This window comes from Actinokineospora globicatena, assembly GCF_024171945.1.
Lineage (GTDB): Bacteria > Actinomycetota > Actinomycetes > Mycobacteriales > Pseudonocardiaceae > Actinokineospora > Actinokineospora globicatena.
The window spans coordinates 2,415,807-2,439,848 of the sequence record NZ_JAMTCR010000002.1 but is presented as its reverse complement, the minus strand read 5'-3'; the positions used below and the strand labels follow the sequence as shown (position 1 = coordinate 2,439,848).

The 24,042-nt window shown below is 68.7% G+C and carries 23 protein-coding genes; 12 read left to right on the top strand and 11 right to left on the bottom strand.

What is annotated here, in order from left to right; translation table 11 throughout:
- Positions 1–153 precede the first annotated feature (153 nt).
- Entirely contained in the window at positions 154–780 is a 627-nt protein-coding gene (locus LV79_RS10990) for a hypothetical protein (protein WP_253834724.1), read from the top strand.
- A 21-nt stretch (positions 781–801) separates the two neighbouring features.
- Here LV79_RS10990 and nucS read toward each other — a convergent pair whose 3' ends face one another.
- Positions 802–1,461 carry an endonuclease NucS gene (gene nucS, locus LV79_RS10985; protein WP_253834722.1) on the bottom strand — a complete coding sequence of 220 codons (660 nt, stop codon included), beginning with the start codon at positions 1,459–1,461 and terminating at the stop codon, positions 802–804.
- Positions 1,462–1,496: 35 nt separating this feature from the next.
- On the opposite strand from nucS, the gene LV79_RS10980 reads away from it, so the two are divergent.
- From LV79_RS10980 to LV79_RS10970, 3 genes are all read left to right on the top strand, one after another.
- Complete coding sequence (locus tag LV79_RS10980) at positions 1,497–2,039, top strand: NUDIX domain-containing protein (RefSeq protein ID WP_253835988.1); 543 nt, start codon at positions 1,497–1,499, stop codon at positions 2,037–2,039.
- Between the two features lie 245 nt (positions 2,040–2,284).
- Positions 2,285–6,058: an HD domain-containing protein gene (locus LV79_RS10975; protein ID WP_253834720.1), complete on the top strand. Its 3,774-nt coding sequence runs from the start codon at positions 2,285–2,287 to the stop codon at positions 6,056–6,058.
- 9 nt (positions 6,059–6,067) lie between these two features.
- Positions 6,068–6,841 carry an enoyl-CoA hydratase-related protein gene (locus LV79_RS10970; RefSeq protein WP_253834717.1) on the top strand — a complete coding sequence of 258 codons (774 nt, stop codon included), beginning with the start codon at positions 6,068–6,070 and terminating at the stop codon, positions 6,839–6,841.
- 63 nt (positions 6,842–6,904) lie between these two features.
- Here LV79_RS10970 and LV79_RS10965 read toward each other — a convergent pair whose 3' ends face one another.
- Positions 6,905–8,449 carry a chitinase gene (locus LV79_RS10965; RefSeq protein ID WP_253834715.1) on the bottom strand — a complete coding sequence of 515 codons (1,545 nt, stop codon included), beginning with the start codon at positions 8,447–8,449 and terminating at the stop codon, positions 6,905–6,907.
- A gap of 372 nt (positions 8,450–8,821) precedes the next feature.
- Between LV79_RS10965 and LV79_RS34390 the strand changes: the two genes are divergently transcribed.
- Positions 8,822–9,970 carry a sensor histidine kinase gene (locus LV79_RS34390; RefSeq protein WP_253834713.1) on the top strand — a complete coding sequence of 383 codons (1,149 nt, stop codon included), beginning with the start codon at positions 8,822–8,824 and terminating at the stop codon, positions 9,968–9,970.
- Positions 9,967–10,614, top strand: coding sequence for a response regulator (locus LV79_RS10955; protein ID WP_285469282.1), 648 nt, complete (start codon positions 9,967–9,969; stop codon positions 10,612–10,614). The genes LV79_RS34390 and LV79_RS10955 overlap by 4 nt, the downstream gene beginning before the upstream one ends.
- Here the strand turns inward: LV79_RS10955 and LV79_RS10950 are convergent.
- Positions 10,611–11,252, bottom strand: a complete 642-nt coding sequence (locus LV79_RS10950) for a C40 family peptidase (protein WP_253834711.1) — start codon at positions 11,250–11,252, stop codon at positions 10,611–10,613. The genes LV79_RS10955 and LV79_RS10950 overlap by 4 nt on opposite strands.
- A 27-nt stretch (positions 11,253–11,279) precedes the next feature.
- Between LV79_RS10950 and LV79_RS10945 the strand changes: the two genes are divergently transcribed.
- Entirely contained in the window at positions 11,280–11,435 is a 156-nt protein-coding gene (locus LV79_RS10945; protein ID WP_253834710.1) for a hypothetical protein, read from the top strand.
- On the opposite strand, the gene LV79_RS10940 is transcribed toward LV79_RS10945, so the two are convergent.
- Entirely contained in the window at positions 11,432–12,373 is a 942-nt protein-coding gene (locus tag LV79_RS10940) for a GlxA family transcriptional regulator (RefSeq protein ID WP_253834709.1), read from the bottom strand. The two genes, LV79_RS10945 and LV79_RS10940, sit on opposite strands and share 4 nt — an antisense overlap.
- 71 nt (positions 12,374–12,444) lie before the next feature.
- On the opposite strand from LV79_RS10940, the gene LV79_RS10935 reads away from it, so the two are divergent.
- The gene (locus LV79_RS10935; RefSeq protein WP_253834705.1) at positions 12,445–12,996 is read left to right on the top strand and encodes a cysteine hydrolase family protein; all 552 of its coding nucleotides are present in this window, start codon (positions 12,445–12,447) and stop codon (positions 12,994–12,996) included.
- Here the strand turns inward: LV79_RS10935 and LV79_RS10930 are convergent.
- Positions 12,982–15,042 (bottom strand): ethylmalonyl-CoA mutase, encoded by a 2,061-nt coding sequence (locus LV79_RS10930; RefSeq protein ID WP_253834703.1) that lies wholly within the window; start codon positions 15,040–15,042, stop codon positions 12,982–12,984. The genes LV79_RS10935 and LV79_RS10930 overlap by 15 nt on opposite strands.
- Positions 15,043–15,130: 88 nt before the next feature.
- On the opposite strand from LV79_RS10930, the gene LV79_RS10925 reads away from it, so the two are divergent.
- Positions 15,131–15,418 carry a hypothetical protein gene (locus tag LV79_RS10925; protein ID WP_253834701.1) on the top strand — a complete coding sequence of 96 codons (288 nt, stop codon included), beginning with the start codon at positions 15,131–15,133 and terminating at the stop codon, positions 15,416–15,418.
- Positions 15,419–15,656: 238 nt separating this feature from the next.
- On the opposite strand, the gene LV79_RS10920 is transcribed toward LV79_RS10925, so the two are convergent.
- The 3 genes from LV79_RS10920 to murA form a co-directional block, all read right to left on the bottom strand.
- Entirely contained in the window at positions 15,657–16,712 is a 1,056-nt protein-coding gene (locus LV79_RS10920; protein ID WP_253834699.1) for a pentapeptide repeat-containing protein, read from the bottom strand.
- Between the two features lie 89 nt (positions 16,713–16,801).
- Positions 16,802–18,610, bottom strand: a complete 1,809-nt coding sequence (gene ggt, locus LV79_RS10915) for a gamma-glutamyltransferase (protein ID WP_253834697.1) — start codon at positions 18,608–18,610, stop codon at positions 16,802–16,804.
- A gap of 126 nt (positions 18,611–18,736) precedes the next feature.
- Positions 18,737–20,008, bottom strand: coding sequence for a UDP-N-acetylglucosamine 1-carboxyvinyltransferase (gene murA / locus LV79_RS10910; protein WP_253834695.1), 1,272 nt, complete (start codon positions 20,006–20,008; stop codon positions 18,737–18,739).
- A gap of 62 nt (positions 20,009–20,070) precedes the next feature.
- On the opposite strand from murA, the gene LV79_RS10905 reads away from it, so the two are divergent.
- Positions 20,071–20,643 carry a cob(I)yrinic acid a,c-diamide adenosyltransferase gene (locus LV79_RS10905; protein ID WP_253834694.1) on the top strand — a complete coding sequence of 191 codons (573 nt, stop codon included), beginning with the start codon at positions 20,071–20,073 and terminating at the stop codon, positions 20,641–20,643.
- Here LV79_RS10905 and LV79_RS10900 read toward each other — a convergent pair.
- Positions 20,640–21,950: a helix-turn-helix domain-containing protein gene (locus LV79_RS10900; RefSeq protein WP_253834693.1), complete on the bottom strand. Its 1,311-nt coding sequence runs from the start codon at positions 21,948–21,950 to the stop codon at positions 20,640–20,642. The two genes, LV79_RS10905 and LV79_RS10900, sit on opposite strands and share 4 nt — an antisense overlap.
- 240 nt (positions 21,951–22,190) lie before the next feature.
- Here LV79_RS10900 and LV79_RS10895 point away from each other — a divergent pair, with 240 nt between their 5' ends.
- Complete coding sequence (locus LV79_RS10895) at positions 22,191–22,595, top strand: hypothetical protein (RefSeq protein ID WP_253834692.1); 405 nt, start codon at positions 22,191–22,193, stop codon at positions 22,593–22,595.
- On the opposite strand, the gene LV79_RS10890 is transcribed toward LV79_RS10895, so the two are convergent.
- The gene (locus LV79_RS10890) at positions 22,588–23,025 is read right to left on the bottom strand and encodes a DUF2550 domain-containing protein (protein ID WP_253834691.1); all 438 of its coding nucleotides are present in this window, start codon (positions 23,023–23,025) and stop codon (positions 22,588–22,590) included. The two genes, LV79_RS10895 and LV79_RS10890, sit on opposite strands and share 8 nt — an antisense overlap.
- 27 nt (positions 23,026–23,052) lie before the next feature.
- Positions 23,053–23,418, bottom strand: coding sequence for a F0F1 ATP synthase subunit epsilon (locus LV79_RS10885; RefSeq protein ID WP_253834686.1), 366 nt, complete (start codon positions 23,416–23,418; stop codon positions 23,053–23,055).
- Between the two features lie 108 nt (positions 23,419–23,526).
- Between LV79_RS10885 and LV79_RS10880 the strand changes: the two genes are divergently transcribed.
- On the top strand, positions 23,527–24,042 hold the full coding sequence (locus LV79_RS10880) for a SigE family RNA polymerase sigma factor (protein ID WP_253834684.1): 516 nt from the start codon (positions 23,527–23,529) through the stop codon (positions 24,040–24,042).

The following is a 24,042-nucleotide window of genomic DNA, read 5'->3' as shown; positions in this document are numbered from 1 at the left end:
CGTCCTCCCCAGTCTCGGCAGCGCTTGATCATGGTGGCATAGGACCAACATCCGAGCAAGGTCTAAACCAATCGTGACCACCACCACTGGCTTTTCCCCGGTCGGACTGCGAGTATCCCGGCCAGGAATCGACCGGAATTCAAAGGAGAACAGGTGACTGTCGCGGAAGGCGTCTCGGCGCACGGACTTGTAGTGCGGGCACGGCACCGGCGCAACCCCTATGACTACGCGCTCGACGACACCGCGTTCGCGGAACTGCTCCTCGCCGCGGGCCTGCGCCGCGCGGAATCGGTGTGGCGCAACCACTCCACGACCGGAACCCCGCCGCGCGGCGTCTACCCCCGCGCCAGCATGGCATTCGTCATCCTCGACCCGACCGCGCGGAAATGGGAAACCGACGCGGATGTGGTACTCGCCGCCATCACCGTCGGCGACGACGCGCTGCGCTTCCTGCCCAACGCCGCCGCCAAGGCCGCGGGCCACCGCCACACCGGCCGCGACCACGGCGACGCCGTCCTGGTCGACCCGCACCTGCTGGGCTCCGGCAGCTTCCGCTACGGCCACTCCACCCAGGTCCGCGGCCTCATCACCGCCGCCAGCTCCCAATCCACCGACCAGGACCTCTACGAGGCGGGCCTACTCGCCACCGACCTCATCGAGGCGATCACCGCCGCCCACCGCACCTGGGAAGACACCCTCGGCGCCGTCAACTGGCTCTCACCGGACGGCGAACCCGCCCACCACCGCTACCACGACATGGTGGCCTTCTTCTCGGAGTGACCCGGCAGGTTCGCCTGTGACCTAGAACAGCCGGAACTCGTCCGACTCGATCCCGCGCAGCGTGTCGTAATCCAACGTCACGCACCGGATTCCGCGGTCCTCCGCCAACACCCGTGCCTGCGGCTTGATCAGCTGCGCCGCGAACACGCCGCGGACCGGGGCCAGCAGGGGGTCGCGGTTGAGCAGTTCGAGGTACCGGGTGAGCTGCTCGACGCCGTCGATCTCGCCGCGGCGCTTGATCTCGACGGCGACCGAGGCGCCGTCGGCGTCGCGGCACATGATGTCGACCGGGCCGATGGCGGTGGGGAACTCGCGGCGGACCAGGGTGTAGCCGTCGCCGAGGGTGGTGATGTGCTCGGCGAGCAGGACCTGCAGGTGCGCCTCGACGCCGTCCTTGACCAGGCCAGGCTCGGCACCCAGCTCGTGCGCCGAGTCGTGCATGACCTCGGCGAGGGTGATCACCAGCTTCTCCCCCGCCTTGTTCTGCACCGTCCACACGCCGGGCTCCTCGGTGAGCCAGCACGGCGGGGTCATCCAGTTCAGCGGTTTGTACGCGCGGTCGTCGGAGTGCACCGACAGCGAGCCGTCCGCCTTGACCAACAGCAGGCGGTTGGCCATCGGCAGGTGGGCGGTGAGCCGCCCGGCGTAGTCGACCTGGCAACGAGCGATCACGAGACGCACCGGGGCAGGTTAGCCCGTCCGGCGGGCACGGCAGGATCGACCCTGTGCAACGCCTCGACTCGACGCAGGTCTACGCCAACGCCTGGATGACGGTCCGCGAGGACCGCGTGCGCCGCCACGACGGCAGCCCCGGCATCTACGGAGTGATCGACAAACCCGACTACGCGCTGGTCATCCCCCTCGACGGCGAGCGGGTGATGCTGGTGGAGCAGTTCCGCTACCCGCTGGGCCGCCGCCGCTGGGAGTTCCCCCAGGGCACCGCCCCGGACCGCGCCGCCCTGCCCCCCGACCAGCTCGCCGCCCGCGAACTCCGCGAGGAGACCGGCCTGGTCGCGGGCACCATGACCGCCATCGGCACCCTCGACGTCGCCGCGGGCATGTCCAGCCAACGCGGCCACGTCTACCTCGCCACCGACCTCACCGAGGGTCCCCCCGACCGCGAACTCGAAGAACAAGACATGCGCGCCGCCTGGTTCCCCCGCGCCACCTTCGAATCCATGATCCGCACCGGCGACATAACCGACGCCCAAACCGTCGCCGCCTACACCCAACTCCTCCTGCACGAACACCACCGCTAACCCCGCTTCCGGTAGTGCCGCACCGCCGCCGCGACCGCAACCCCCGCGGCGGCGGCCTCAAGCACAGCGGTGACCAACTCGACGATCGCGATCATCGACTCCTCCTCAGTAGGCCGTTCGAGGGAAACCCTGCCGTCCGGTACCTCCTGGTGTCCTCGATCGCGGACGACTCCGGACGACGCGCGGTAGAACCGCAGGTGGGAACCCGGCCACACCGGACGGGCCAGCGGAGGCGAGGACACCGGATGGCGGCAGCGGAGATCGAGGAGCTGTGCGCGAAGCTCAGGCTGCTGTGGGAAGAGAGCGGCGAGCCGGGGCAGAGCAGCCTCGGGCAGCGGTGCGGCCGGTCGAAGAGCCAGATCTCGGCGATCCTCACCGGCAAGGTGGCGAAAGCGCCTGCGTGGGACGTGGTCAGGAAATTGGTGGAGGGCTGCTTCGAGCTCGCCAAGGGCGCTCCGTCACTGACCGCCGACCTCGCGTACTGGCGCACGTTGCACGGTCAAGCCGAAGCCGCCCTCCGTCCGGCCGCGCCGCCCACGGCCGCGACTGACTGGACCGACCTGGTGCGGGTGCACCCCGCGTGGAACGGTGTGGCGGACGCGAGCAAGGCCTTGGGCAACGCCATGACCGCGGCCGAGCAGCTGTTCGCCGCGCACCACCGCGCCGACCGCACCCTCGCCGGTGACCCGTGGCGCGACCCCGAGCTGCCCATGCGGATGACCGACCAGGTCAGCGCGATGATCTCGCTGATCGGCGAGCACGAGCGGTTGGAGTTCACGCCGCTGGAGGCCGCCGTGCTGTCGTTGGCTCCGCTGGCGCACCAGACCCGCGTCGCGGTGACCGCGGCGGCGGCAGTGCGGGTTGACCCCACCGACCTCTCGATCAGAGGTACCGAGGTCCGCACGTCCTACGAACGGCACCTGGGCGGTCAGGAGGAACGTCGCCTGGTCGCACGGGCGGCGCAACGCGGTTTGTCAGACCGCACCGCCGCGCCGGAGGAGATCGGCTGGTGGTTGTTCCACCGTTGGATCGAGACCCAGCCCACGGCAACGACCACGATCAGTCTGGATGACCCGTCGACCAGCGAGTCGCTGGTCGACATCCTCAACCGGCTGACCCGGCTCTTGCGCCTGTCACCTGGCGACCTCGCCAACCCGCAACGCCTCGGGCTGCTGTCGAGAACCACCCACCTCGGTGTGACGGTCCGCGAGCGGCTGCTCGGCATGCTGCTCACCGTGGGCCACGCGTTCGCGGTCGAGCCGATCACGCTCTCGCCCGCGGTGGTCGAACACCTCGGCGTGCCCAACGCGGTGGACCTCGGGCGGTTGCGGACGACGCTGACCAGGTTGACCTGGGAGCGCGTCAGCATCGGGCGCGGCATGGTCGCCAGGTGCGACCACGAAGCGGTCCTGCAGGCCTTGCGCGACCACGCGGCCCGCGCCGACGCCATCCTCAACGCGGTGCACGCCGTCGCCATGGACGACGCCCACCTCCAGCCGCTGCTGCACCTGCCCACCCGCACCTCGGCCGACCGCGTCGAACCCACCGTGCACGACGGTCACCCCGCCTTCGCCGTTCCGGTGACCCGGTTCCGCCTCGACGAGGACCGCGTCCGCGAACTCCTGATGGGCCAGCAGCTCTACGGCGACCGCTCACTGGCGATCCGCGAGCTGTACCAGAACGCCCTGGACGCCTGCCGCTACCGCGACGCCCGGCAGCGGTACCTCCCCGGCGCAGGTGGGTGGACCGGCAGCATCACTTTCGACCAAGGGATGGACGAGCAGGGAAGGCACTACCTCAGCTGCACCGACAACGGCATCGGCATGGGCGCGCAGGAACTGCGCGAGGTCTTCTCCCAGGCAGGCGTCCGCTTCGCCGACCGCCCGGAGTTCCTCGAGGAACAGGCGCAATGGGCCGAGCGCGACATCCACCTGTACCCCAACAGTCGCTTCGGCATCGGGGTCTTGAGCTACTTCATGCTGGCCGACGAGATAGAGGTCACCACGTGCCGCATGGACCGCCACGGCGGCCGCCCCGGCCCTGAGTGGCACGTGCGGATCGTGGGCCCCGGCCACTTCTTCCGGATCACCCCCGGTAAGGAACACGGGACACAACCGGGCACCACCGTCACCCTGTACTTGCGCGACGGCAAAGACGCCCCCTCCTGCGTCGAAGTCCTGAACCGCCTGCTGGGCATCGCGGAGTTCGCCACCACCGCCACCGATACCAGCGCGACGGCTGAGTGGGAGCCCTACGTGTTCCGGCGGCGAATGAACTTGCAAGGCAACGGCATCCATGCGGCTGGCGAACTCGTCCACAGCACGCGGCAGGAGAACGGTCAGGTCGTCTGGTGCGGAAGCGGCGGCGCGCTGCTCGCCGACGGCCTATTCGTGACCAAGGCGCTCACCAAGATCGCAGGCGCGGTGGTGAACCTGACTCGCGAATGGGTTCCCCGCTTGACGGTCGACCGCACTCAGGCACTTGGCAACGTCTCGGATCGGGTCAAAACGTTGATCACCGAGGCGGCATCCGAACTGATCTCCACTAATCCACGTTTCCTGTCATTCGACTGGATCAGCTCCATCGTGCTGGACAGTCCCGATGTGGCGGACATCGTGACCGAGGCAGCCATCAACTCTCGACTAGGGCTCCGATCCGACTGGGGCAACCTGGACACGGCCACCACCGGTTGCCTCACCGCGGACAAGACACTTGTCCCACCAAAGAAAGACTTGGGCCATACGACGACCAGGATACCCGACTGGATCTTGCTGTGGCGTCTCATCGCCCTGCGACCGCACCTGCTTCCCGAAAGCATCGACTCCGGACAGACAGCTATCCTGCCAGCCCTACCTTCGGATGCGACCTTAATTGAATACCTTCACACAGATCCCGCCCATTTCGGCAACATTCTTGAGGCGGCGAACTCCCTTGAAAGGAATGCCAAGGGAGTTGTCGAACGGGCCAGCACACAGGGATATCGGTTCGCTAATGCGGAAAATATCCCCGAAGACATCGAGACACAGTCGATGGACAGGAACATTCTCGGTGTATCGAATTACATCGAACGGCGAGACTTCAACAGAACGACACCCCGGGGCCGCATCCTACAGAGTTCTCGCATAACAGGATTGTCGATCAAGGAAGTGGTGCAACGGTTAGAGCACTACGCAATCACGATTGAAGAAATAGATATATCAGAGCCCTGGAATGATTCCGATCTTGTTATTCTCAGCCGCGACCTCGACGGGCAGGAACCTTGGTTGACGGGCGATACAATCAGAAAAACGCACGTCGAAAAAGCGGCGAAGAAGCTGGGGTGGTCAGACTCGCGGGCAACCGAGAGACTGCACGCCCTTGGCTACACCATCGCAGCCGAAGAGCGGAATATCGACGCACCCAGCCATGCGGCGGAAAGCTTGGAGGCGATCAAAAAAGACTTCTTAGCAATGGCAGAACGATTGGATTCTTTGCCACGTCAATGGAAGTTCGCAAACGCCTTGAGCTCTTCGGTTGAACTGGCCCACAAACAGAATCTACCGCTAAAGGAAGTGCTTGTCTGGTTTCGCAACCAGGGAATTCCGATACCAGACACGTTACTTCCACAAGGTGTCCCCACTCTCCGTGATCGAACAATCTTTGGCTACCCGAGGAGTTGCGAACTACTTCTCTCGTGGAAGCATGCGCCACGCCATTTACCCTACACACTATTCGAAGGCCATGAATCCCATTTCTGGGAGACAGTCGAACGCCTGAGGGAACTGGGGATCGATCTCGATGTCCACTTCAAGCCGGGAGGAGACTCCGCAGACTCCCACCTGCTCGAAGAATTCGATCAACCGGCGTTCCACGTACCCGACAAGCCGATACCGATCAGGCAGATCCTCGGACTCGCCTTGGCGCACAACCTGCCGGTAGCGGAGGTGGCGGAGCGGCTCGAGGCCTGGGAACTGGAGGTCGAGCCGGTGGAGGAGGCCATCACGCGGTTGATGGGGCGGGTCCCGCGGGCTGGTGGTTAGGGTCGGGGTATGGGCGAGTACCAGCACATCCTGGTCGACCGGGATGGGGACACCGTGCGGATCACTATGAACCGGGCGCGGCGGCGGAACGCGTTGTCGGCGGAGCACTTGGCTGAGTTGTTGGCGGCGTTTTGCGTGGTGGGGACGACGGACGCCAAGGGGATTGTGTTGGCGGGGGCTGGGCCGGTTTTCTCCGCGGGGCATGACTTCGCCGATGTGGCGGGGCGGGATCTGCTCGGGGTAAGAGGGCTGCTGCGGCTGTGCACCGAGTTGATGCGGACTATCCAGACCGTGCCGCAGGTGGTGATCGCGCGGGTGCACGGGTTGGCTACCGCGGCGGGGTGTCAGTTGGTGGCTACGTGCGATCTAGCGGTGGCCGCGGAGTCGGCTGGGTTCGCGCTACCGGGAGGCAAGGGGGGTTGGTTCTGCCACACCCCGGCGGTGCCCGTCGCGCGGACGATTGGGCGTAAGCGTTTGATGGAGCTGACTCTCACCGGTGACGTCATCGACGCCAGGACTGCGCAAGAGTGGGGTCTTATCAACAAGGCGGTCCCGGACGACGAGCTCGACGCGGCCGTCAATGACCTGATGCAGCGGGCCACAAGAGGCAGCGGAGCGTCCAAGGCGCTCGGTAAGCAGACGATCTACGCGCAGATAGACCGCCCCGAGCAGGACGCCTACGCGTTGGCCATAGAGGTCATGGCGTCGGCGTCCCAGCTCAAGGGGGCTAAGGAGGGGATGGCGGCCTTCTTGGAGAAACGCGCTCCAGTCTGGCCGGACTAAGACGGAAACGTGCGCGGCGGGCACCCTCGCCCCGCCGCGCACGCCTAACCGGTCCGCCCCCTCTTACGGCAGGGTGTCCAGGAACGGCGCCACCGTGTTGGCGAACGCGTACCCGTTAGAGGCGTCCCAGTTGATCGACCAGGTCATCGCGCCCCGGATGTCCGGGTACGTGGTCGACGGCTTGAAGGTGCCGCAGTTGGTGCCCCGCGCCAGGCAGTTCAGCGCGTTGTTGACGTTGGTCGGTGACTGGTAGCCGCCACCGGCCCCGGACGGCGACGCGGGCAGGCCGAGGCCGACCTGGTCGGCGCGCAGACCGCTCTGCAGCTGGATGCAGGCCAGCGCGGTCAGGAAGTTGACCGTGCCCTGGGAGTAGACCTGCTGGTCGCAGCCCAGCATCGTGCCGGAGTTGTAGTACTGCATGTTCCAGATGGTCAGGATGTCCTTGACCGCCAGCGCCAGCTGGAAGTACTGCTGACCCGACGACTGGCCGTCGATGGTCTGCGGGGCCATCGTGATGATCTTGCCGCCCGCGTTGTAGATGCTGCGCAGCGCCGGGCCCATGTACTGGGCGCTGACGCCGTTCTCCAGGTCGATGTCGACGCCGTCGAAGCCGTAGGTGCGGATCAGCTCGATCACGCTGTTGGCGAACGCGGTCGCCGAGGCGGTGTCGCCTGCCCAGATGGTGCCCTTCTCGCCACCGACCGAGATGATGACCTTCTGGCCGCGGCCCTGAGCGGTCTTCACGTCGGCCTTGAACTGCTCGATCGTGTAGCCGCCGAGCTTCTTGGACAGCCCGGGGTCGAGGTTGAACTCGACCCGGCCGCGCACGGCGGGCACCGCGTCGGCGAACGACACCGCGATGATGTCGTAGGTGGTCGGCACCTGCGCGATGGTCAGCGCCTTGGCACCGTTGTCGAAGTTGTGCCAGTAGCCGGTCAGCACGTGCTTGGGCAGCGGCAGGTTCGGGTTGGGCGTCGTCGTCGTAGTGGTGGTCGACGTCGTCGTGGTGGTCGTGGTCGTGGTGCTCGACGGCGGAGTGGTCGTCGTGGTGGTGGTGGACGACGTGGGACGGGTCGTCGTCGTGGTGGTCGTGGTGGAGGTCGGCGGTGTACCCGGGCCGTCGAGGCTCACGTCGTCGGCGAGGTACGCGGGCTGGCCGTACCAACCGTGCAGGTAGACGGTGACCGACCGGGTGTTGGCACCGGTGCTGAAGCTGGTCGACAGCTGCGTCCACGCGCCGCCACCGGGGTGCCAGGTGCTGACGTCGGTGGTGCCAGTCCCGGAGGCGCCGAGGTAGACGTAAGAGCCCTTGACCCACGCGGTCAGGGTGTAGCGCGAGCTCGGGTTGACGGTCACGGACTGCGAACAACGGGCGTTGTCCGAGCCTGCCGGAGCGGCCGTCAGCGCGTAGTTGCCGGTGCGCTTGTCGCCGCCGGTGACGCTACCGCCGCCCGAGCAGGTCCAGCCGGAGAGGCTGCCTGCCTCGAATCCGGGGTTGGCGACCAGGTTGGCCGCGGCGGCGTTGCCCGCGAAGGCCAGGACAAGGCCAACGGTGACCGATAGGGCGGACAGCAGGGCGATGATCGCCCGCTTGGCGCGGGACGTCATGGCTGCCTCCAAGGGGGCATGTGCAGGTGCAGGGTGATCGGGACCACCTCAAAATGGACTAGACCATTGCGCGCTGTCAACCCCCGGGGCGCCGAGTGGCAACCCCTGTCCACCCCGTGCGTCCCCCGCGCGCGGGGTGGACCATCAACGGTGCGTGACCACCGCCGGGTGGCGTATGGCGCACGGCGAGACAGCCCACCCACCTGGGTGATCGACCCAGTGACCGTCCTTTGTGGTCGAACCAGGTCGCCCGGCAGGCCCGGTCCGCTGTGGACGATCATGGGCGGCGGCGCCGGGGTCATCACTTCGGGGGACCCCGGCCCTCGACTGTCGGATGAGCCGCGGCAGGCGGGCGTGTGCTGTGATTGCCGGGTGGTCAAGGAGTGGGGCAGGCGGCTCGCGCAGATCGTCTTCGTCTACCTGCTCGGTGTCGTCCTCTTCGTCTTGGACGCGCCCAGCCTCGTCGAGTTGGCGGCGGTCAAGGGGCCGTTCTGGGTGCGGTACGCGGTGTTGGCAGGCCTATGCCTGCTCCAACTCGCTAAGCACAAGGCACCGGCGCTAGCACTAGTCGCAGGTGTGCCCTTGTTGGCCATAGACATCGCGATGGGTCTAACGCTGGCGATTGCCCTGGCCTTCGGCGATCTGATCTACCTGGCCGTGCTCTACGGATCTCGACGGTCAAGCCAGACGGTGGTCATCATCCTGTGGTGCTACCTCGGCGCGGTCATCATGATGACGATCGTCTTCGCTGACTCGTTCCGGCTAGCGCTGCTCATCATCATCAGCGCGTGCTCGCTACCGGCGATGCCCGTCTGGTGGGCGCTCAACGTGCGCCAGCAGCGGGAGATCGCCGAGGTGGAGCGGGCGCGGGCGGACCAACTGGCGCGGATCGCCGAGCTGGACCGGGACGCGGCGGTGGCCGCCGAGCGGGCGAGCATGGCGCGGGACCTGCACGACGTGATCGCCGGTCACCTCTCGGCCATCGCGATCCAGTCCGAAGCGCTGCTCACGATGCGCGAACACGACCCGCAGCGCACCAAGACCGTGCTGCGGTCGATGCGGGAGAACAGCCTGGCATCGCTGGCCGAGATGCGCGCGATGATCGGGCTCCTGCGCTCGACCGACGGGCAAGACGCGTTCACCTCGCCCGCGCGGCTAGCCGAGTTCGAGCGCCTTGTCCGATCGGCGACTGCGGCAGGACTGACGGTGACGGTTGAGGTAGACGGGATAGACGACCTACCAGCGGCAGTGGACCTCACCGCGTACCGCATCGTGCAGGAGTCTCTTACCAACGCCGTGAAACACGCCGCGGGGGCGAACGTGCTGCTGCGGATCAACAGATCCAGCGACACCCTGATAGTCGAAGTGACCAGCGATAGGCCTGCCGGTCCGCCCAATCCCGCTGGGGCCGGTTTGCTGGGGATGTCCGAACGGGTCGACGCGGTCCACGGGACACTCTCCGCGGGGCCGGTGGAAGGCGGTTGGCGCGTGCGTGCCGAGTTCCCAGTGGAGGAAGCGTGACGATCAGGGTCTTGGTGGCCGACGACCACGCCGCGATCCGCAGCGGCCTGGCGATGATCCTCGACAACGCCCCCGACATCGAGGTCGTCGCCGAGGCAGGTGACGGTGCCTCGGCGGTTCGCAAGGCAACGGCTCTACGCCCCGACGTGGTGCTGATGGACGTTCGCATGCCGGAGGTCGACGGTATAGAGGCCACGCGCAGGTTGGTCGCGGACAGTGTCTGCGCGGTCCTAGTGCTCACTACGTTCGACATGGACTCTTACGTCTATGGGGCGCTCCGCGCGGGCGCATCCGGGTTCCTTCTTAAGTCCGTCGACGCACCCAGACTGATCGACGCGATCCGCGTGGTGGCAGCGGGTGATGGGGTCATCGAACCGAGCGTGACGCGCCGCCTGATCCACGCCTTCGCCGCGGCCCAACCCCGCGAGGTCGTGCCGCCGCCCGGCCTTGACCAGCTGACCGACCGGGAGTCGGAGGTGCTCGTCTGCGTCGGCGAGGGCCTGTCCAACCAGCAGATCGCCCGCCGCCTCGGCATCGGCGAGGCCACCGTGAAGACCCACGTGTCGCGGGTGCTGACCAAGCTGGACCTGCGCTCGCGGGTCCAGGCGGCGGTGCTGGCGCAGGAGGCGGGCCTGGTCGGCTAGACGCCCGTGGGTGTACTGCCGGGCGGGACGTCGACGGCGATCTCGCGGCCGTGCGGCAGGTCGAGGCCGTCGCCGCTCCAGAACGTGCCGGGGTCGTAGGCGTGGGCGCGGTCGGTGGCCGGGAGCAGACCCATCTCGATCATGGTGGCGGCCACGACCTCGGCGCAGTACGCGCTCTCGAACTCGGCCTGCCTCGGCTTCTGCCAGCGCGTCAGCGGCACCCGCCCCTTCGCCCACCGACCGGCCAGCCGCGCGGTCGACGGGAACGGCGTGCCGTCCAGCCGGGCGATGGTGCGCAGGACGGCGTCCTCTTGGGCCTGGGTGATCGGATCCGGTAGCTGCCGCAGCCAGCCCTTCTGCCCGTACCTGGTGGACCACACGACCACGGCGTCGCGCAGGTCGTGCAGCTGGACGCCGCGCTGGCGCTCCCCGGTCCAGCGGTCCGGCAGCGACCGGCCGAGCTCGGCGTGCCACATCAGCGGCGGCATGTCGTCGAGCACGACGGCCATGCCGACGTGGTTGACCGGGGAGTTGGTGAGGGTCTGGATCGCCCGGTCGGCGGGGGTGCGGCCGCGGAAGAGCCACAGGTCACCGGTGCGGGTCAGGCCGACGGCCTCGTCCAGCGTGAGAGAGCCCATGCCTGTGAGCCTAGGTAACCTCGGCCCATGCGACGCGTTTGGAAGTTCCTAGGCCTAGCCGGGGTCGTTGGCGTTGCCGCTACCGGGGCGGCTATCGCGCGCGCGGAACGCCAGCGCCGCGCCTACACCCCGGACGAGATCCGCGACCGTCTCCGTGAGCGCGGCGCCGAGACCGAGCGCTAGCTCGCGAAGGTGCGCCTATAGGTCGACGGCGTGGTGCCGAACTCGGCCCGCATCCGGCGACGCAGGTTGGCGGGCGTGCCAAGACCGCTGCGGGTAGCGACACGGTCGACGGACAGGGTGGTCGTCTCTAGGAGAAGTTGAGCCAGCCGGAGTCGTTGCAGCAAGAGCCAGCGGCCAGGCGTATCGCCCATAGCGGCGACGAAAGCCCGGTGGAACGCGCGCGGGCTCATGCGGGCTCTAGTGGCTAGGTCTGGGACTCCGATCGGGTCGCTAAGCACCGATAGAGCCCAGTCGATGGTGGTGGCGATGTCGCCGCGTTCCGGGCGGGTCGGGACGGGAGCGTCGACGTACTGCGCTTGGCCGCCTTCGCGAACTGGCGGCATGACAAGTCTGCGCGCGAGCGTGTTGGCGGCTCTAGGGCCGAGATCGCGGCGCACGAGGTGTAGGCACAGATCCAGGCCGCCTACGACGCCCGCGGAGGTGAGCAGGCCGTCGTCTTCGGTGAACAGGACATCCCGCTCGACCACGACGGCCGGGAACGCCTCGGCGAGGGCGTCCAGCAGCGCCCAGTGGGTGGTGGCCCGGCGGCCGTCCAGCAGGCCCGCTGCGGCGAGGGTGAACGCGCCGGAGCACAGAGCCGCCACCGTGACGCCCGAGGCGTGAGCGGCCCGCAGAGCGGTGCGTACGGCGGCGGGCACCTCGGCGGTCGGATCGGCCCGCCCCAGTACGACGACCAGGTCGCACCCGGTCAGGCCGGTGAGGCCGTGCGTCGGGGTGACGCCGCCCGCCGGGTGCAGGTCGACCGGGCGCCGCGCCGGGCCGCAAATCCGGACCTCGAACGGGCCGACCCCGGCGCGGCCCACCGACCACACCTCGTTGACGACGGCGAAGTCGAATAGGCGGGTGCCCGGCAGCAGGAGAATCCCGATCGCGCGCATGGCAGGAAAGTATCGCATCGCGCCTTTCCTGCACCTGGAGAACCCGCTGTGGACCCGGCACCGTTGACCGCATGACAGCACTGATCCTGATCGACGTGCAGCGCGGCTTCGACGACCCGCGCGCGGGCAAGCGCAACAACCCCGAGGCGGAGGCCAACATCAAGGTCCTGCTCGACGCCTGGACCGCGGCGGGGCAGCCGCTCGTGCTGGTGCGCCACGACTCCCTGATCAAGGGGTCACCGCTGGAGCAGGGCACCCCCGGCGCCCGGTTCAAGCCGGAATTGGACGGCGCCGAGCCGGACCTGATGTTCACCAAGCACGTCAACTCCGCCTTCCACGGCGCGGCGGACCTGCACGGTTGGCTTACCGCCCGCGGTATCAACCGGATCGTGCTCGCGGGCATCCAGACCAACATGTGCGTTGAGACAACCGCGCGCGTTGGCGGCAACCTCGGCTACGAGGTCCACGTGGCGTTGGACGCGACCTTCACGTTCGACCAGGCCGGTCCGGATGGCACTGTCCTGACCGCGGACGAGTTGAGCCGGGCGACCGCCACCAACCTCCACGGCGGCGGGTTCGCCACGGTCACCAGCACCAAGGAGGTGCTGTCACTGCTCGGTTAGGCCGTCTTGGTCGCTTAGGCCGTCTTGGTCGGGTAGGTCGTGGGCTTCGCGGATGACGCGCACGATCTCGGCCATGATCTGGGTCATCTCGTAGTCCTTGGGCGTGAAGACCCGCGCGACCCCGCCCGCCAGCAGCGTCTCGGCGTCGTCCGGCGGGATGATGCCGCCCACCACCACCGGGATGTCGCCCGCGCCCGCGGCTCGGAGACCTTCGACGACCGCGGGCACGGCCTCCAGGTGCGATCCAGACAGGATCGACAGCCCCACCACGTGCACACCCTCCTGCACGGCGGCGGAGACGATCTGGTCGGCGGTGAGCCTGATGCCCTGGTAGACCACCTCGAAACCGGTGTCACGGGCCCGCACGGCGATCTGCTCGGCGCCGTTGGAGTGCCCGTCGAGGCCGGGCTTACCGACCAGCACACGCAGCCGCTCGCCGAGTTCGTCGCCGGTAGACCTAACCCAGTCGCGGACCTTGGCCAGTTCGGCGCCTGCTTCTCCTATCGCGGACGCACCGGAGACACCCGTAGGGGCGCGGTACTCGCCAAAGACCTCGCGTAGAGCGGCAGACCACTCCCCCGTCGTTACGCCTGCCTTGGCGCAGGAGAGGGTTGCGGCCATCAGGTTCGCGTCGGTCTTAGCGGCCGCGCGCAGGACGTCTAGAGAGTCCTGCACAGCCTTGTCGTCGCGGGTAGCGCGCCACTGGGCGATAGCGGCAACGGCTTCGCGTTCGGCGACAGGGTCAACGGTCTCGATGGCCTTCGCGCCCTCGGCTTGGAGAGGGCTCGGCTCGGTGGTGTCGAACTTGTTGACACCAACGATGACCTCTTCGCCTACCTCGATCCGGCGGCGGCGTTCGGCTAGGGAGCCGACCATCTGGGTCTTCATGTAACCGCTTTCGACAGCGGCAACAGCACCACCCATTGCCTGAACGCGGTCGATCTCGGCGCGCGCGCCCGCGAGGATCTCGTCCACCTTGGCCTGGATGACTGGGGAGCCGTCGAAGATGTCTTCGTACTCCAGCAGGTCGGTCTCGTAGGCGAGAACCTGCTGCATGCGCAACGCCCACTGCTGGTCCCACGGGCGCGGTAGGCCTAGAGCCTCATTCCACGCGGGGAGCTGGATCGCGCGCGCCCTTGCCTTGCGCGACAGGGACACCGCGAGCATCTCCAGCACGATCCGCTGGACATTGTTCTCCGGTTGAGCCTCGGTAAGGCCTAGAGAGTTGACCTGCACCCCATAGCGGAAACGGCGCTGCTTAGGGTCATCGATGCCGTAGCGGTCGCGGCAGATCTCGTCCCAGAGTTCGGTGAAGGCGCGCATCTTGCACATCTCTTCGATGAACCGAACGCCCGCGTTCACGAAGAACGAGATCCGCGCGACAACGTTGCCGAACTCCTCTTGCGGCAACTGGCCGGAGTCCCGCACAGCGTCAAGAACGGCGATCGCGGTGCACATCGAGTACGCGACCTCTTGCACCGGCGTCGCGCCGACCTCTTGCAGGTGGTAGCTGCAGATGTTGATGGGGTTCCACTTCGGCACGTTGGCCACGGTGAACGCCACCATGTCGGTGATCAGGCGGAGGCTGGGACCGGGCGGGAAGACGTAGGTGCCGCGGGACAGGTACTCCTTGATGATGTCGTTCTGCGTTGTCCCTGCCAGGCGCGCGACGACCTCGTGCCAGTCGGTCCCCTCAGCGTCAGCCTGCTCTTGGGCGACAGTGACATAGAGGGCGAGCAACCACATCGCCGTCGCGTTGATGGTCATCGACGTGTTCGCGGAGCCGAGCGGGATCCCGTCGAAGAGGGTCCGCATGTCACCGAGGTGCCCCACCGGGACGCCGACCTTGCCGACCTCCCCCCTGGCCAACTCGTGGTCAGGGTCGTACCCGGTCTGCGTCGGTAGGTCGAACGCCACCGATAGCCCTGTCTGCCCCTTGGCCAGGTTGCGCCGGTAGAGCTCGTTGGACTTCGCGGCAGAGGAGTGCCCCGCATAAGTCCGCATGACCCACGGCCGGTCGCGCTCGCGATCAGAGGGATACGGCACGGTTAACCTCCGTTCACTGTGAGCCGAGAGTACTGGCCGGTAACCCCCTTGGCGCGTGGACTTGCTCACACCCGGCATCATGGACCGCATGGACCTCCCCGCGCCGTACCTGCTGCTGGTGGCGCTCCTCGTCATCGGCCTCCTCGGCCTGGTCCTGCGCTGGGCCTTCGCCCCCGACAACCCCACCCGCGACTACGGCCTCCTCCGCGAGGTCGCCACCGCCCCCACCCCCACCGCCGCCAAAGCCGTCGAACACCACCTCCGCCAAGCAGGCATCAAATCCACCACAGCCCCCACCCCCGACGGCACCGCCTACCGAATCCTCGTCTTCCCCGCCGACGAACGCACCGCCATCAACGCCCTACTCGACTCCTGAGCTCGCCGGCCTAGAACAGCGGCAGGGACGTCCAGGTACCCCTACGTGTGCTCGACGCAGTTCTGGAACGGGTCGTTCACTGGCGTCGACGGGGCGTGGTTCGACACTGGCTCTATGTGCTGCCCGCTCGCTCATTGACGGCCGCCCGGCCCCGCGACTAGAGCGTTCCGCCTGCTCGGACTGCGCTGGTCAGACACGGACCCAGATGCACGACGTAGCCGCGACGTGGGGACGCGGCTCACCACCACGTGCCCTTCGTGGTGGGGGTGGTGGTCGTGCCGGTGATCGTGGTGGTGGCGTTTCGGTCTGCGCCGGTGAGGTTCGCGGCGGTGAGGTCTGCGCCGGTGAGGTCTGTGGCGGTCAGGTCTGCGCCGGTGAGGCCTGTGGCGCGCAGGTTCGCGCCGGTCAAGTCCGCGTCGACCAGGTCGGCGCCGGTCAACCGTGCTCCGCTCAGGTCCGCGCCTGCCAAGTGGGCGCGCCGGAGCCCGGCCGAACCTAGATTCGCCTCGCTCAGCCACGCGCGCTCGAGATAGGCGTCGGTGAGGTCCGCTCCCGTCAGGTCGGCGCCGCTCAGGAACGACAGGCCGAAGCGCGCACCCCGGAGTCGGGCCCCGGTGAGGTTGGCGGTCGCCAGGTCCACCTCACCCAGATCCGCTCCGACCAGATGTGCCTCGCTCAGGTTGAGCCTGGCGGGCTTCTGCCCGAATCGGCGGGGTTTGTTCCCGTCGAGGTCGAAGCGGATCAGCTGCGCCAGATCGCTGCCGTTCAGGCACGCCCGTGCCAGGTCCATGTCCCGGACCTCGTCGCCGCCGTGCTGGTCGACCAGCACGGCGAAGCCGGCCTGGATGTCGGGCGAGACGCGGTCCGCGCAGCCGGATCCGGTGATCGGGTCGGCGCGCTCGACGGTGGAGGTGATGAAGCCGACCAGGACGCTGACGACGATCGGCACGTCGCGGGGCGAGTCGGCGGCCAGGCGTTGCAAGGCGTAGATGCCCCCCAGGCGGGCCTGCAGGTGCTGCGGTCCCGCCTGGTCCAGCTGGTCGACCGCCTTGGTGAAGCGATCGGTGTACTGCCCCTGCTGGACCACCTCGTTCTGCCGCTGGGCGGCCGCGACCTGGTCCCGCGTGGCGTTGAGCGACAGACCGGTGAAGACCAGCGCACCGATGGCGGTGACCGCCGTGACCAGGGCGGTGATCGACTGCGCGGTGGAGTGGGCGGCGACGGCACGGGCCCTCCGACGGGGGCGGCTTCGCGCGCTGCTCAGGATGACGCGGTAGCGCGGTGTTCTGGTCATACCCGCAAAGATCGTCCTGACCCGAGGCACCGTGACAACGAACGGGCCGCCCCCAAGCGCGAAGGGGCGGCCCGTTTGCTGAGGTAGGACTACCTGACGGGGTGGACTACGCCTGCGGAGGTGCCGTTGCGGCGGGTGGGTTCGCCGACGGCGAGGATTTGGCCTCGGTCGGTGAACTCGAGGGTGGCCGCGGCGCCGATCTCGGCTTGTTCGGTGAAGGTGTGGCCGTAGCGGGCGAGGAGGGGGTTGGCGGTGATGAAGGCCGGTTCGGCGGTCACCGCGGGGGTGTTGCGCTGGGTGGCGCGAGGGGCGGCGACGGCGTCGGGGAGGGAGAGGCCGAAGTCGACGCGGTTGATGAGGATCTGCAGGACGGTGGTGATGATCGTGGAGCCGCCCGGGGAGCCGAGGGCGAGCCACGGCTTGCCGTCCTTGAGCACGATCGTCGGCGACATGCTGGAGCGCGGGCGCTTACCGGCGGCCGGGAGGTTGGGGTCCGGCGCGGTGCCCTGGGTGGGGGTGAAGTTGAAGTCGGTCAGCTCGTTGTTGAGCAGGAACCCGCGGCCGGGGACGACGATGCCGCTGCCGCCGACCTGCTCCAGGGTGTTGGTGTAGGTCACCGTGTTGCCGCGCGCGTCGGCGACGACGAAGTGGTTGGTGTGGACCTCGTTCTCGCTGGTCGGCGTGGCCGACGGCGGGGGCGGGGTGCAGTCACCGGGGTTGAGCGGGTTGCCCGGGGCGACCGGTGCCGGGGTCGCGCGGATCGGGTCGATACGGCAGGCGCGGACGGCAGCGTAAGAGTCCGACAGCAGCTGCGAGGTCGGGACGTTGACGAACTTGGGGTCACCGACATAGCGGCCGCGGTCGGCGTAAGCGAGCTTCGTGGCCTCTAGGTAGAAGTGCAGCGCCTGGTCCCGCGGGGCCTTCTTCAGGTCGAACCGCTCGAGGATGTTGAGCGACTCGCCGACGGTAGTGCCACCCGACGACGACGGGGCCATGCCGTACACGTCCACGTTGCGGTACCGGACGTGCGTGGGTGCCTGGTCAAGAGTGCGGTAAGAGCGCAGGTCGCCGATCGCGAGCTTGCCCTTGGGCGGGTTGATGGTGGCGTCAGAGGCCAGCGGCGGGTTCTGGGCGGCGTTGGCGACATCGCGGCCGATGGTGCCGCCATAGAAGGCACGCGTGCCGTTGCGGGCGATCTCGCGGTAGGTCTTACCCAGGTCCGGGTTGCGTAGCGTGGAACCCACGGCAGGGGGAGCGCCGCCCGGTAGGTACAACGCGGCCGTCGAGCTGAACTGCTTGAACCGGGGCTGGTTCTGCTCGATCTCCTTGCGCAGCTGCGGCGTCACCGGGAAGCCCTGCTCGGCGACCCGGATCGCGGGCTTGAGGACCTCGTCGAGGTCGTAGCGACCCCACCGCTGCAACGCCCGCTCCCACACCGCCAGGTTGCCCGGCGTGCCGACCGACAGTCCGCTGGTCACCGCGTCCGCGAACGGATAGGCCTGCCCGGTCGCGGGGTTGATGAACAGGTTCTGGTCCCCAGCGGCGGGCGTGGTCTCGCGGCCGTCGATGGTAGAGACCTTGCGGGTCTTGGCGTCGTAGTAGACGAAGTAGCCTCCACCGCCGATACCGGCCATGTTCGGGTCGGTTACCCCGAGCACCGCCGCTACCGCTACCGCCGCGTCCGCCGCCGTGCCGCCGCGGCGCAGCACGTCCAGACCGGCCTGGGTGGCTTGCACGGTGTCAGAGACGACAGCGCCGCCGTACCCCTTGGCCACCGGTACCTTCGGCAGCTCACGGGACCCCTCGGGCGTGGCCGACGCGGCGGGGGCCACGAGCAACGCCCCTGTCACGGCGACCGCCGCTATCGAGCTAACACCTATACCGCGCCGAGCACGCATCAGGACCTCTTCCCGTCGGTCACACAGGTGGTCCTGTTTGTACTCGGCCACCCCTGCCCGCGGGACCGCTGTTCGGACCGCGTCACCCGGTGAGTCAGGCGGGTCGACGTGGGCCGAACGGGTGAGTCAGGCCCGCGTCGGGTCGCCGAGCACGCGCCGCACGTCGGCACCGAGGCGCTGCATGTTCTCCACGAACCGCGGGTAGCCCCGGTCGATGTGGAAGACGTCCCACACCTCGGTGACCCCGTCCGCGCACAACCCGGCCAGCACCAGCCCGACGCCCGCGCGGATGTCGGACGCCCACACCGGCGCGCTGGAGAGCCGCGGCACCCCGCGCACCACCGCGTGGTGACCGTCCGTGCGCGCGTCGGCGCCCAACCGGATCATCTCCTCGACGAACCGGAACCGGGCCTCGAACAGGTTCTCGGTGATCATCGAGGTGCCGTCGGCGACAGCGGTTAGCGCTATCGCGAACGGCTGCAGGTCGGTCGCGAAACCCGGGTAGGGCAAGGTCACGAAGTCGACAGCGGTGGGGCGGTCGTGCTGCACGACGCGGAACCCGTCGTCGAACGTGGTGACCTCCGCGCCCGCGGTGCGCAGCTTCTCCAGCACCAGATCCAGGTGGTGCGGGTTGACGCCCTTGACGGTGATGTCGCCTCTAGTCATGACCGCAGCGAACGCCCAGGTAGCGCCAACGATGCGGTCACCGACAACGCTGTGCTCGGTCGGTTCGAGCGAGGTGACGCCGTCCACCGTGAGCGTCGACGTGCCAGCGCCCGCGATCTTGGCGCCCATCTGCTGCAGCATCACGCACAGGTCGACGATCTCCGGCTCGCGCGCGGCGTTGTCGATCACCGTGGTGCCCTCGGCGAGCACGGCGGCCATCAGGATGTTCTCGGTGGCCCCGACGCTGGGGAAGTCCAGCCAGATCTGGGCGCCGCGCAGCTCGTCGGCCTTGGCGACCACGCAGCCGTGCTCGATCTCGCTGCTCGCGCCCAGCTGGCGCAGGCCGTTCTGGTGCATGTCCAGCGGCCGCGACCCGATCGCGTCACCGCCGGGCAGCGCCACCACGGCGTGCTTGAGCCTGCCCACGAGCGGGCCGAGCACGCACACCGAGGCGCGCAGCTTGCCCATCGACGCGGAGTCCGCGCGGTGCTCGAGCTCGGCGGGGGTGGTGATCCGGACCGTGCCGCCGTCGATGTCGACGGTGCAGCCGAGGCTGCGCAGCACGTCGCCCATCAGCGGGACGTCCAGGATCTCCGGGCAGTTGGTCAGGGTGGTCGTGCCCTCGGCGAGCAACGCGGCCGCCATCAGCTTGAGCACGCTGTTCTTGGCGCCGACGACCTCGACCTCGCCGACGAGCCGTGCGCCGCCGTGAACCTGGAAGTGCTCTGTCACGGGGGCAATGATGCCCCCGCGCTCCCGGTCCCGGACGGCCGGGGCGGTCTAGGCTTGGCCGCATGTCGGTACGCATCAACCGCGTGTACACCAAGGTCGGCGACAACGGCACCACCGCGCTCGGCGACGGCTCCCGCGTCCCCAAGACCTCCCCCCGCCTGACCGCCTACGCCGACGTCGACGAGGCCAACTCCGCCATCGGCGTCGCCATCGCCCTCGGCGCCCTCCCGTCCGACATCGCGGACCTGCTGCGCTCGGTGCAGAACGACCTCTTCGACGTCGGCGCCGACCTGTGCACCCCGATCGCCCCGAACCCCCCGTACGAGCCGCTGCGGATCACCGAGGACTACGTGACCCGGCTGGAATCGCAGATCGACTCGTTCAACGAGCGCGTGGGGAAGCTGACGTCGTTCATCCTGCCCGGGGGCACTCCGGGGGCCGCGCTGCTGCACACGGCGCGAACGGTGACACGACGGGCGGAACGGGGGGCGTGGGCACTGGTGGAGGTCGAGGCGGAGACGACGAACGTACTGGCGGCCAAATACCTCAACCGCCTGTCAGACCTGCTCTTCGTCCTCTCCCGCGTAGCCAACCCCGACGGCGACGTCCTGTGGAAGCCGGGCGGCGAACGCTAGATCCGCTGGGCCAGCTCGGGCTGGCGGTGGGCGGCCGCGCGGAGCAGCTTGAGGTGCTCCGCGAGCCGCTCCGACCGGATGCCCGCCGCCATGTCGACCACCTGGTGACCTAGACGCACACCGGTCTCGGTGTCGCCGCCGCGCAGGTGGCAGGTAGCCAGCTCGGTCAGCCCGAACGCCAAGCGCTTGGTGCGGGAAGGGTCGAGACGTGCGTTGGACGCGGTGAGGGTCTCGATCGCCTTCGGCGCGTGGCGGCGGTCGTGGATGGTGAGAATGGTCAGGACTCGACCACGCTCGCTGGCCAGCAGGGTGGGGTTGAAGACCGCGTCGGGCGCGGACAGCGGCTGGTCTGCGGGGGTGGCGAGTGCGTCTGCGGCCCGGGAGAGGCATTCGGCGGCTCGGGAGGCGGTACCCGCCTCAGCGTGTGCGCGGGCCTGGTTGCACAGCAACTGAGCGGTGAGCTCGCCAGACCTCGCCGGATCGGCGACCACCAGGCTCAGGCCGAGTACATCGCGCGCGTCATCGAGGTTTCGCTGGTGGGTATAGACCCGCCCGATCTTTCCTAGCGCGCTAGCGGTTCGGACAGGGTCATCGGCTTCCTTCGCCGTTGTCACCGCCTGCCCGAGGTAGCGCAAAGCAGCACCCGGTAGGCCGACATCGTGGGACGCCCATCCCGCCAGCGCCAGCAGGTCCGACATCTCTGCTCGGAGCGCTCTGCCGACAACATCGGTGTGCGAAGCCCGTAGCAACCCGCGCGCCCAACCGAGCTGCGCGATGACAGCCTCCCGCATCGCCCCGCCGCCCAAGGCCCTCTCTTGCGCCCACAGCATGTGCGTCAGATCCCGCAACTGCCCGACCTCGGTGGCCCCCACTCGGTTCGGAACCGGCGTCGCCACGGCCGGATTCGCCAACAGCGCCAGGTCGCCTCCCGTCACCGCCGCCCCCATGGCGACCTTGGCCAGCAGCCCCATGAACTCCCGTCGATCCGGCACGTCCACCACCCCGTCCCTCGCCTCGTCCGCGGGCTCGCCCGGTGCGCCGTAAGCCAGGCCCATGTGCCCGCGCGGGATGCCCATCCCCTCGGCGATCCGGTCGAGCACGTCGTAGGACATCACCTGCCTGCCACGGGCGATCACCGACACCTCGGGCTGCGCCTGACCGGTCAGCAGCGCGATGCGGCGCTGGGAGATCCCGTGCCGCTTGAGCAGCCGGTAGACCGCCGTGATGTCCCGGCGCGCCAGGGCGGCGCGCATCGCGGGCAGTTCCCAGATCCCCGGGTCCGGCCGCTCGTGCGGGTCACCCCACATGCTGACTCCTTCGGCGCGTCGACCCTGGTAGCCGACCCGGTACCCACGGTAACAACGGCGGGGCCGCCAGGTCACGCGAAGAAGCGCGGCCTATATGCCGGGCATATCAACCCGGTGACACGACGACAACCGCGACTCGTTGTGGGCACAGGAACAGGGTCGCGACCTCGCCTCGGCGGCCTGCCGCGCTGCAGGCTCGGTCAAGACCGAGCCGACGACACCAGCGGAGGAACAACCGGCATGACGACCGTGCTCGACACGCGGACCGGCCTGTGGAGCGAGTTGACCAGGTTGGTCGGATCCGTCCGGGACCACGTCGACCGGCACCCGACCCTGTGGATCGGGAGCGTCGACGTGTTCGCCACCGAGGTGGGAGCAGGCCGGGCAGAGGTCTACGTCTCGGGCCAACGAGCCAGGGCGTGCGCGCGGCTGCTGGAGTGGCGCGACAGCCTCAAGAGGGCGTCGTTGTGCCTAGAGGTCGAGGACAACCCCATGCAGCCGAGGGCGCTGGTGTTCGGTCAGTTGCACGACAGCACTACCGCCATGGTCGCGGCCCCCTTGGCAGAAGAGGACGTGCGCGGGGTGAGCAGGGACCGGACGGGCGAGTGGGTGTTGCACTGGCTGCGGATGCAGGCCGTCAGCTAGCCCACGGGAGGCGGGTGCCGGGAGGGGCGCTTTCCATCCACGAGAGGAAGCCGGTGAGGGCGTCTGGGCCCATGGCTACCTCGATCGGGGCGCCGCCGCCCGGGGGTTCGAAGCGCAGGACGCGGGAGCCCGAGGGGAGGTTGGGGGTTTCGACGTGGTCCGGTTCGCGGCGGGAGGCGATTTCCAGGCCGTCGCGGTGCAGGATGCGGTCGGGGCCGGTGCGGAGACTGATGGCGCGGAACCAGGCGAACTGGTCGCCGTGGTAGCGGCCGACGCCCCAGGCCCAGCCCTTGCCGGACTCGTCGACGCGGGTGCGCAGGGCGACGTGGATGCCGCCGGAGCGCAGGAGGCGGACGCGGCGGCCCACCAGCAGGAGCAGCACGAGCAGGACGACGGCCATGAGCGCGACGACCACCACGCTGATGTCCACGGCCGCCCCCTGCCCGCTACGCCGTCATCAGGCTGTCTGTCCGGCGGCCCGCAGGCTCGCCGCGGCGCGGTCGCGCTGGTCCGGGTCCTGCGCGGTGAGGCCCGAGCGGGCCTTGTCCACGTCGATCTCGTGGGAGAGCTCGGCGGACTCGGCGAGGATGCTCACCGAGTCGGCGGTGACCGACAGGAAGCCGCCGTAGACCGCGGCGACGATGGTCTCGCCGTCGGTGGTGACGATCTTCACCACACCGCCGTGCACGAGCTGCCCCAGGACGGGTTCGTGGCCGGGCAGGATCCCGATCTCGCCCTCGGTGGTCTGCGCGACGACGAAGGTGCCGGTGCCCGACCACAGGCGTCGTTCCACGGCGACCAGTTGGACCGACATCTCAGCCACGCGTATCTCCTCACAGCTCGCGGTTCTCGGCCAGTCTAGTCGGCCTCATGACAACCGTCCCAGCCAGCCCGGTGTCGAAGCAGGCACAGATCGAGTCGAACACAGGGGGTGAGCACGATCAGACCGGACGACGAGTTCACCGAGTTCGTGGCGCACCGGTCCACGGCGCTGCTGCGCACCGCGTACCTGCTCTGCGGCGGGGACCGCGCGGCGGCCGAGGACCTGCTCCAGGACGTGCTGGAACGCGTCTACGCCAAGCGCCGCAGGGTCCGCGGCGGCCTGGAGCCGTACGTGCGGGCCGCGCTGGCCAACGCGTCGGCGAACCGCTGGCGGGCGCGGTCGCGCCGGGTCAGCGAGGCGCCGCTGGAGCACGCCGGTGAGCAGCGGGTCGGTGGTCACGAACGCGAGGTGCTCGAGCGCGACCAGGTCGCCAAGGCCCTGGGATCCCTGCCATCGCGGATGCGCGTGGTGCTGGTCCTGCGGTTCTTCGACGACCTGTCGGAAGCCGATACCGCGGCGGCACTGGGGGTGTCGCCGGGGACGGTCAAGAGCCAGACCGCGCGGGGGGTGGCGCGGCTGCGCGAGCTGCTCGCCGACCCCGCCCACGAGAAGACGAGGGGATGA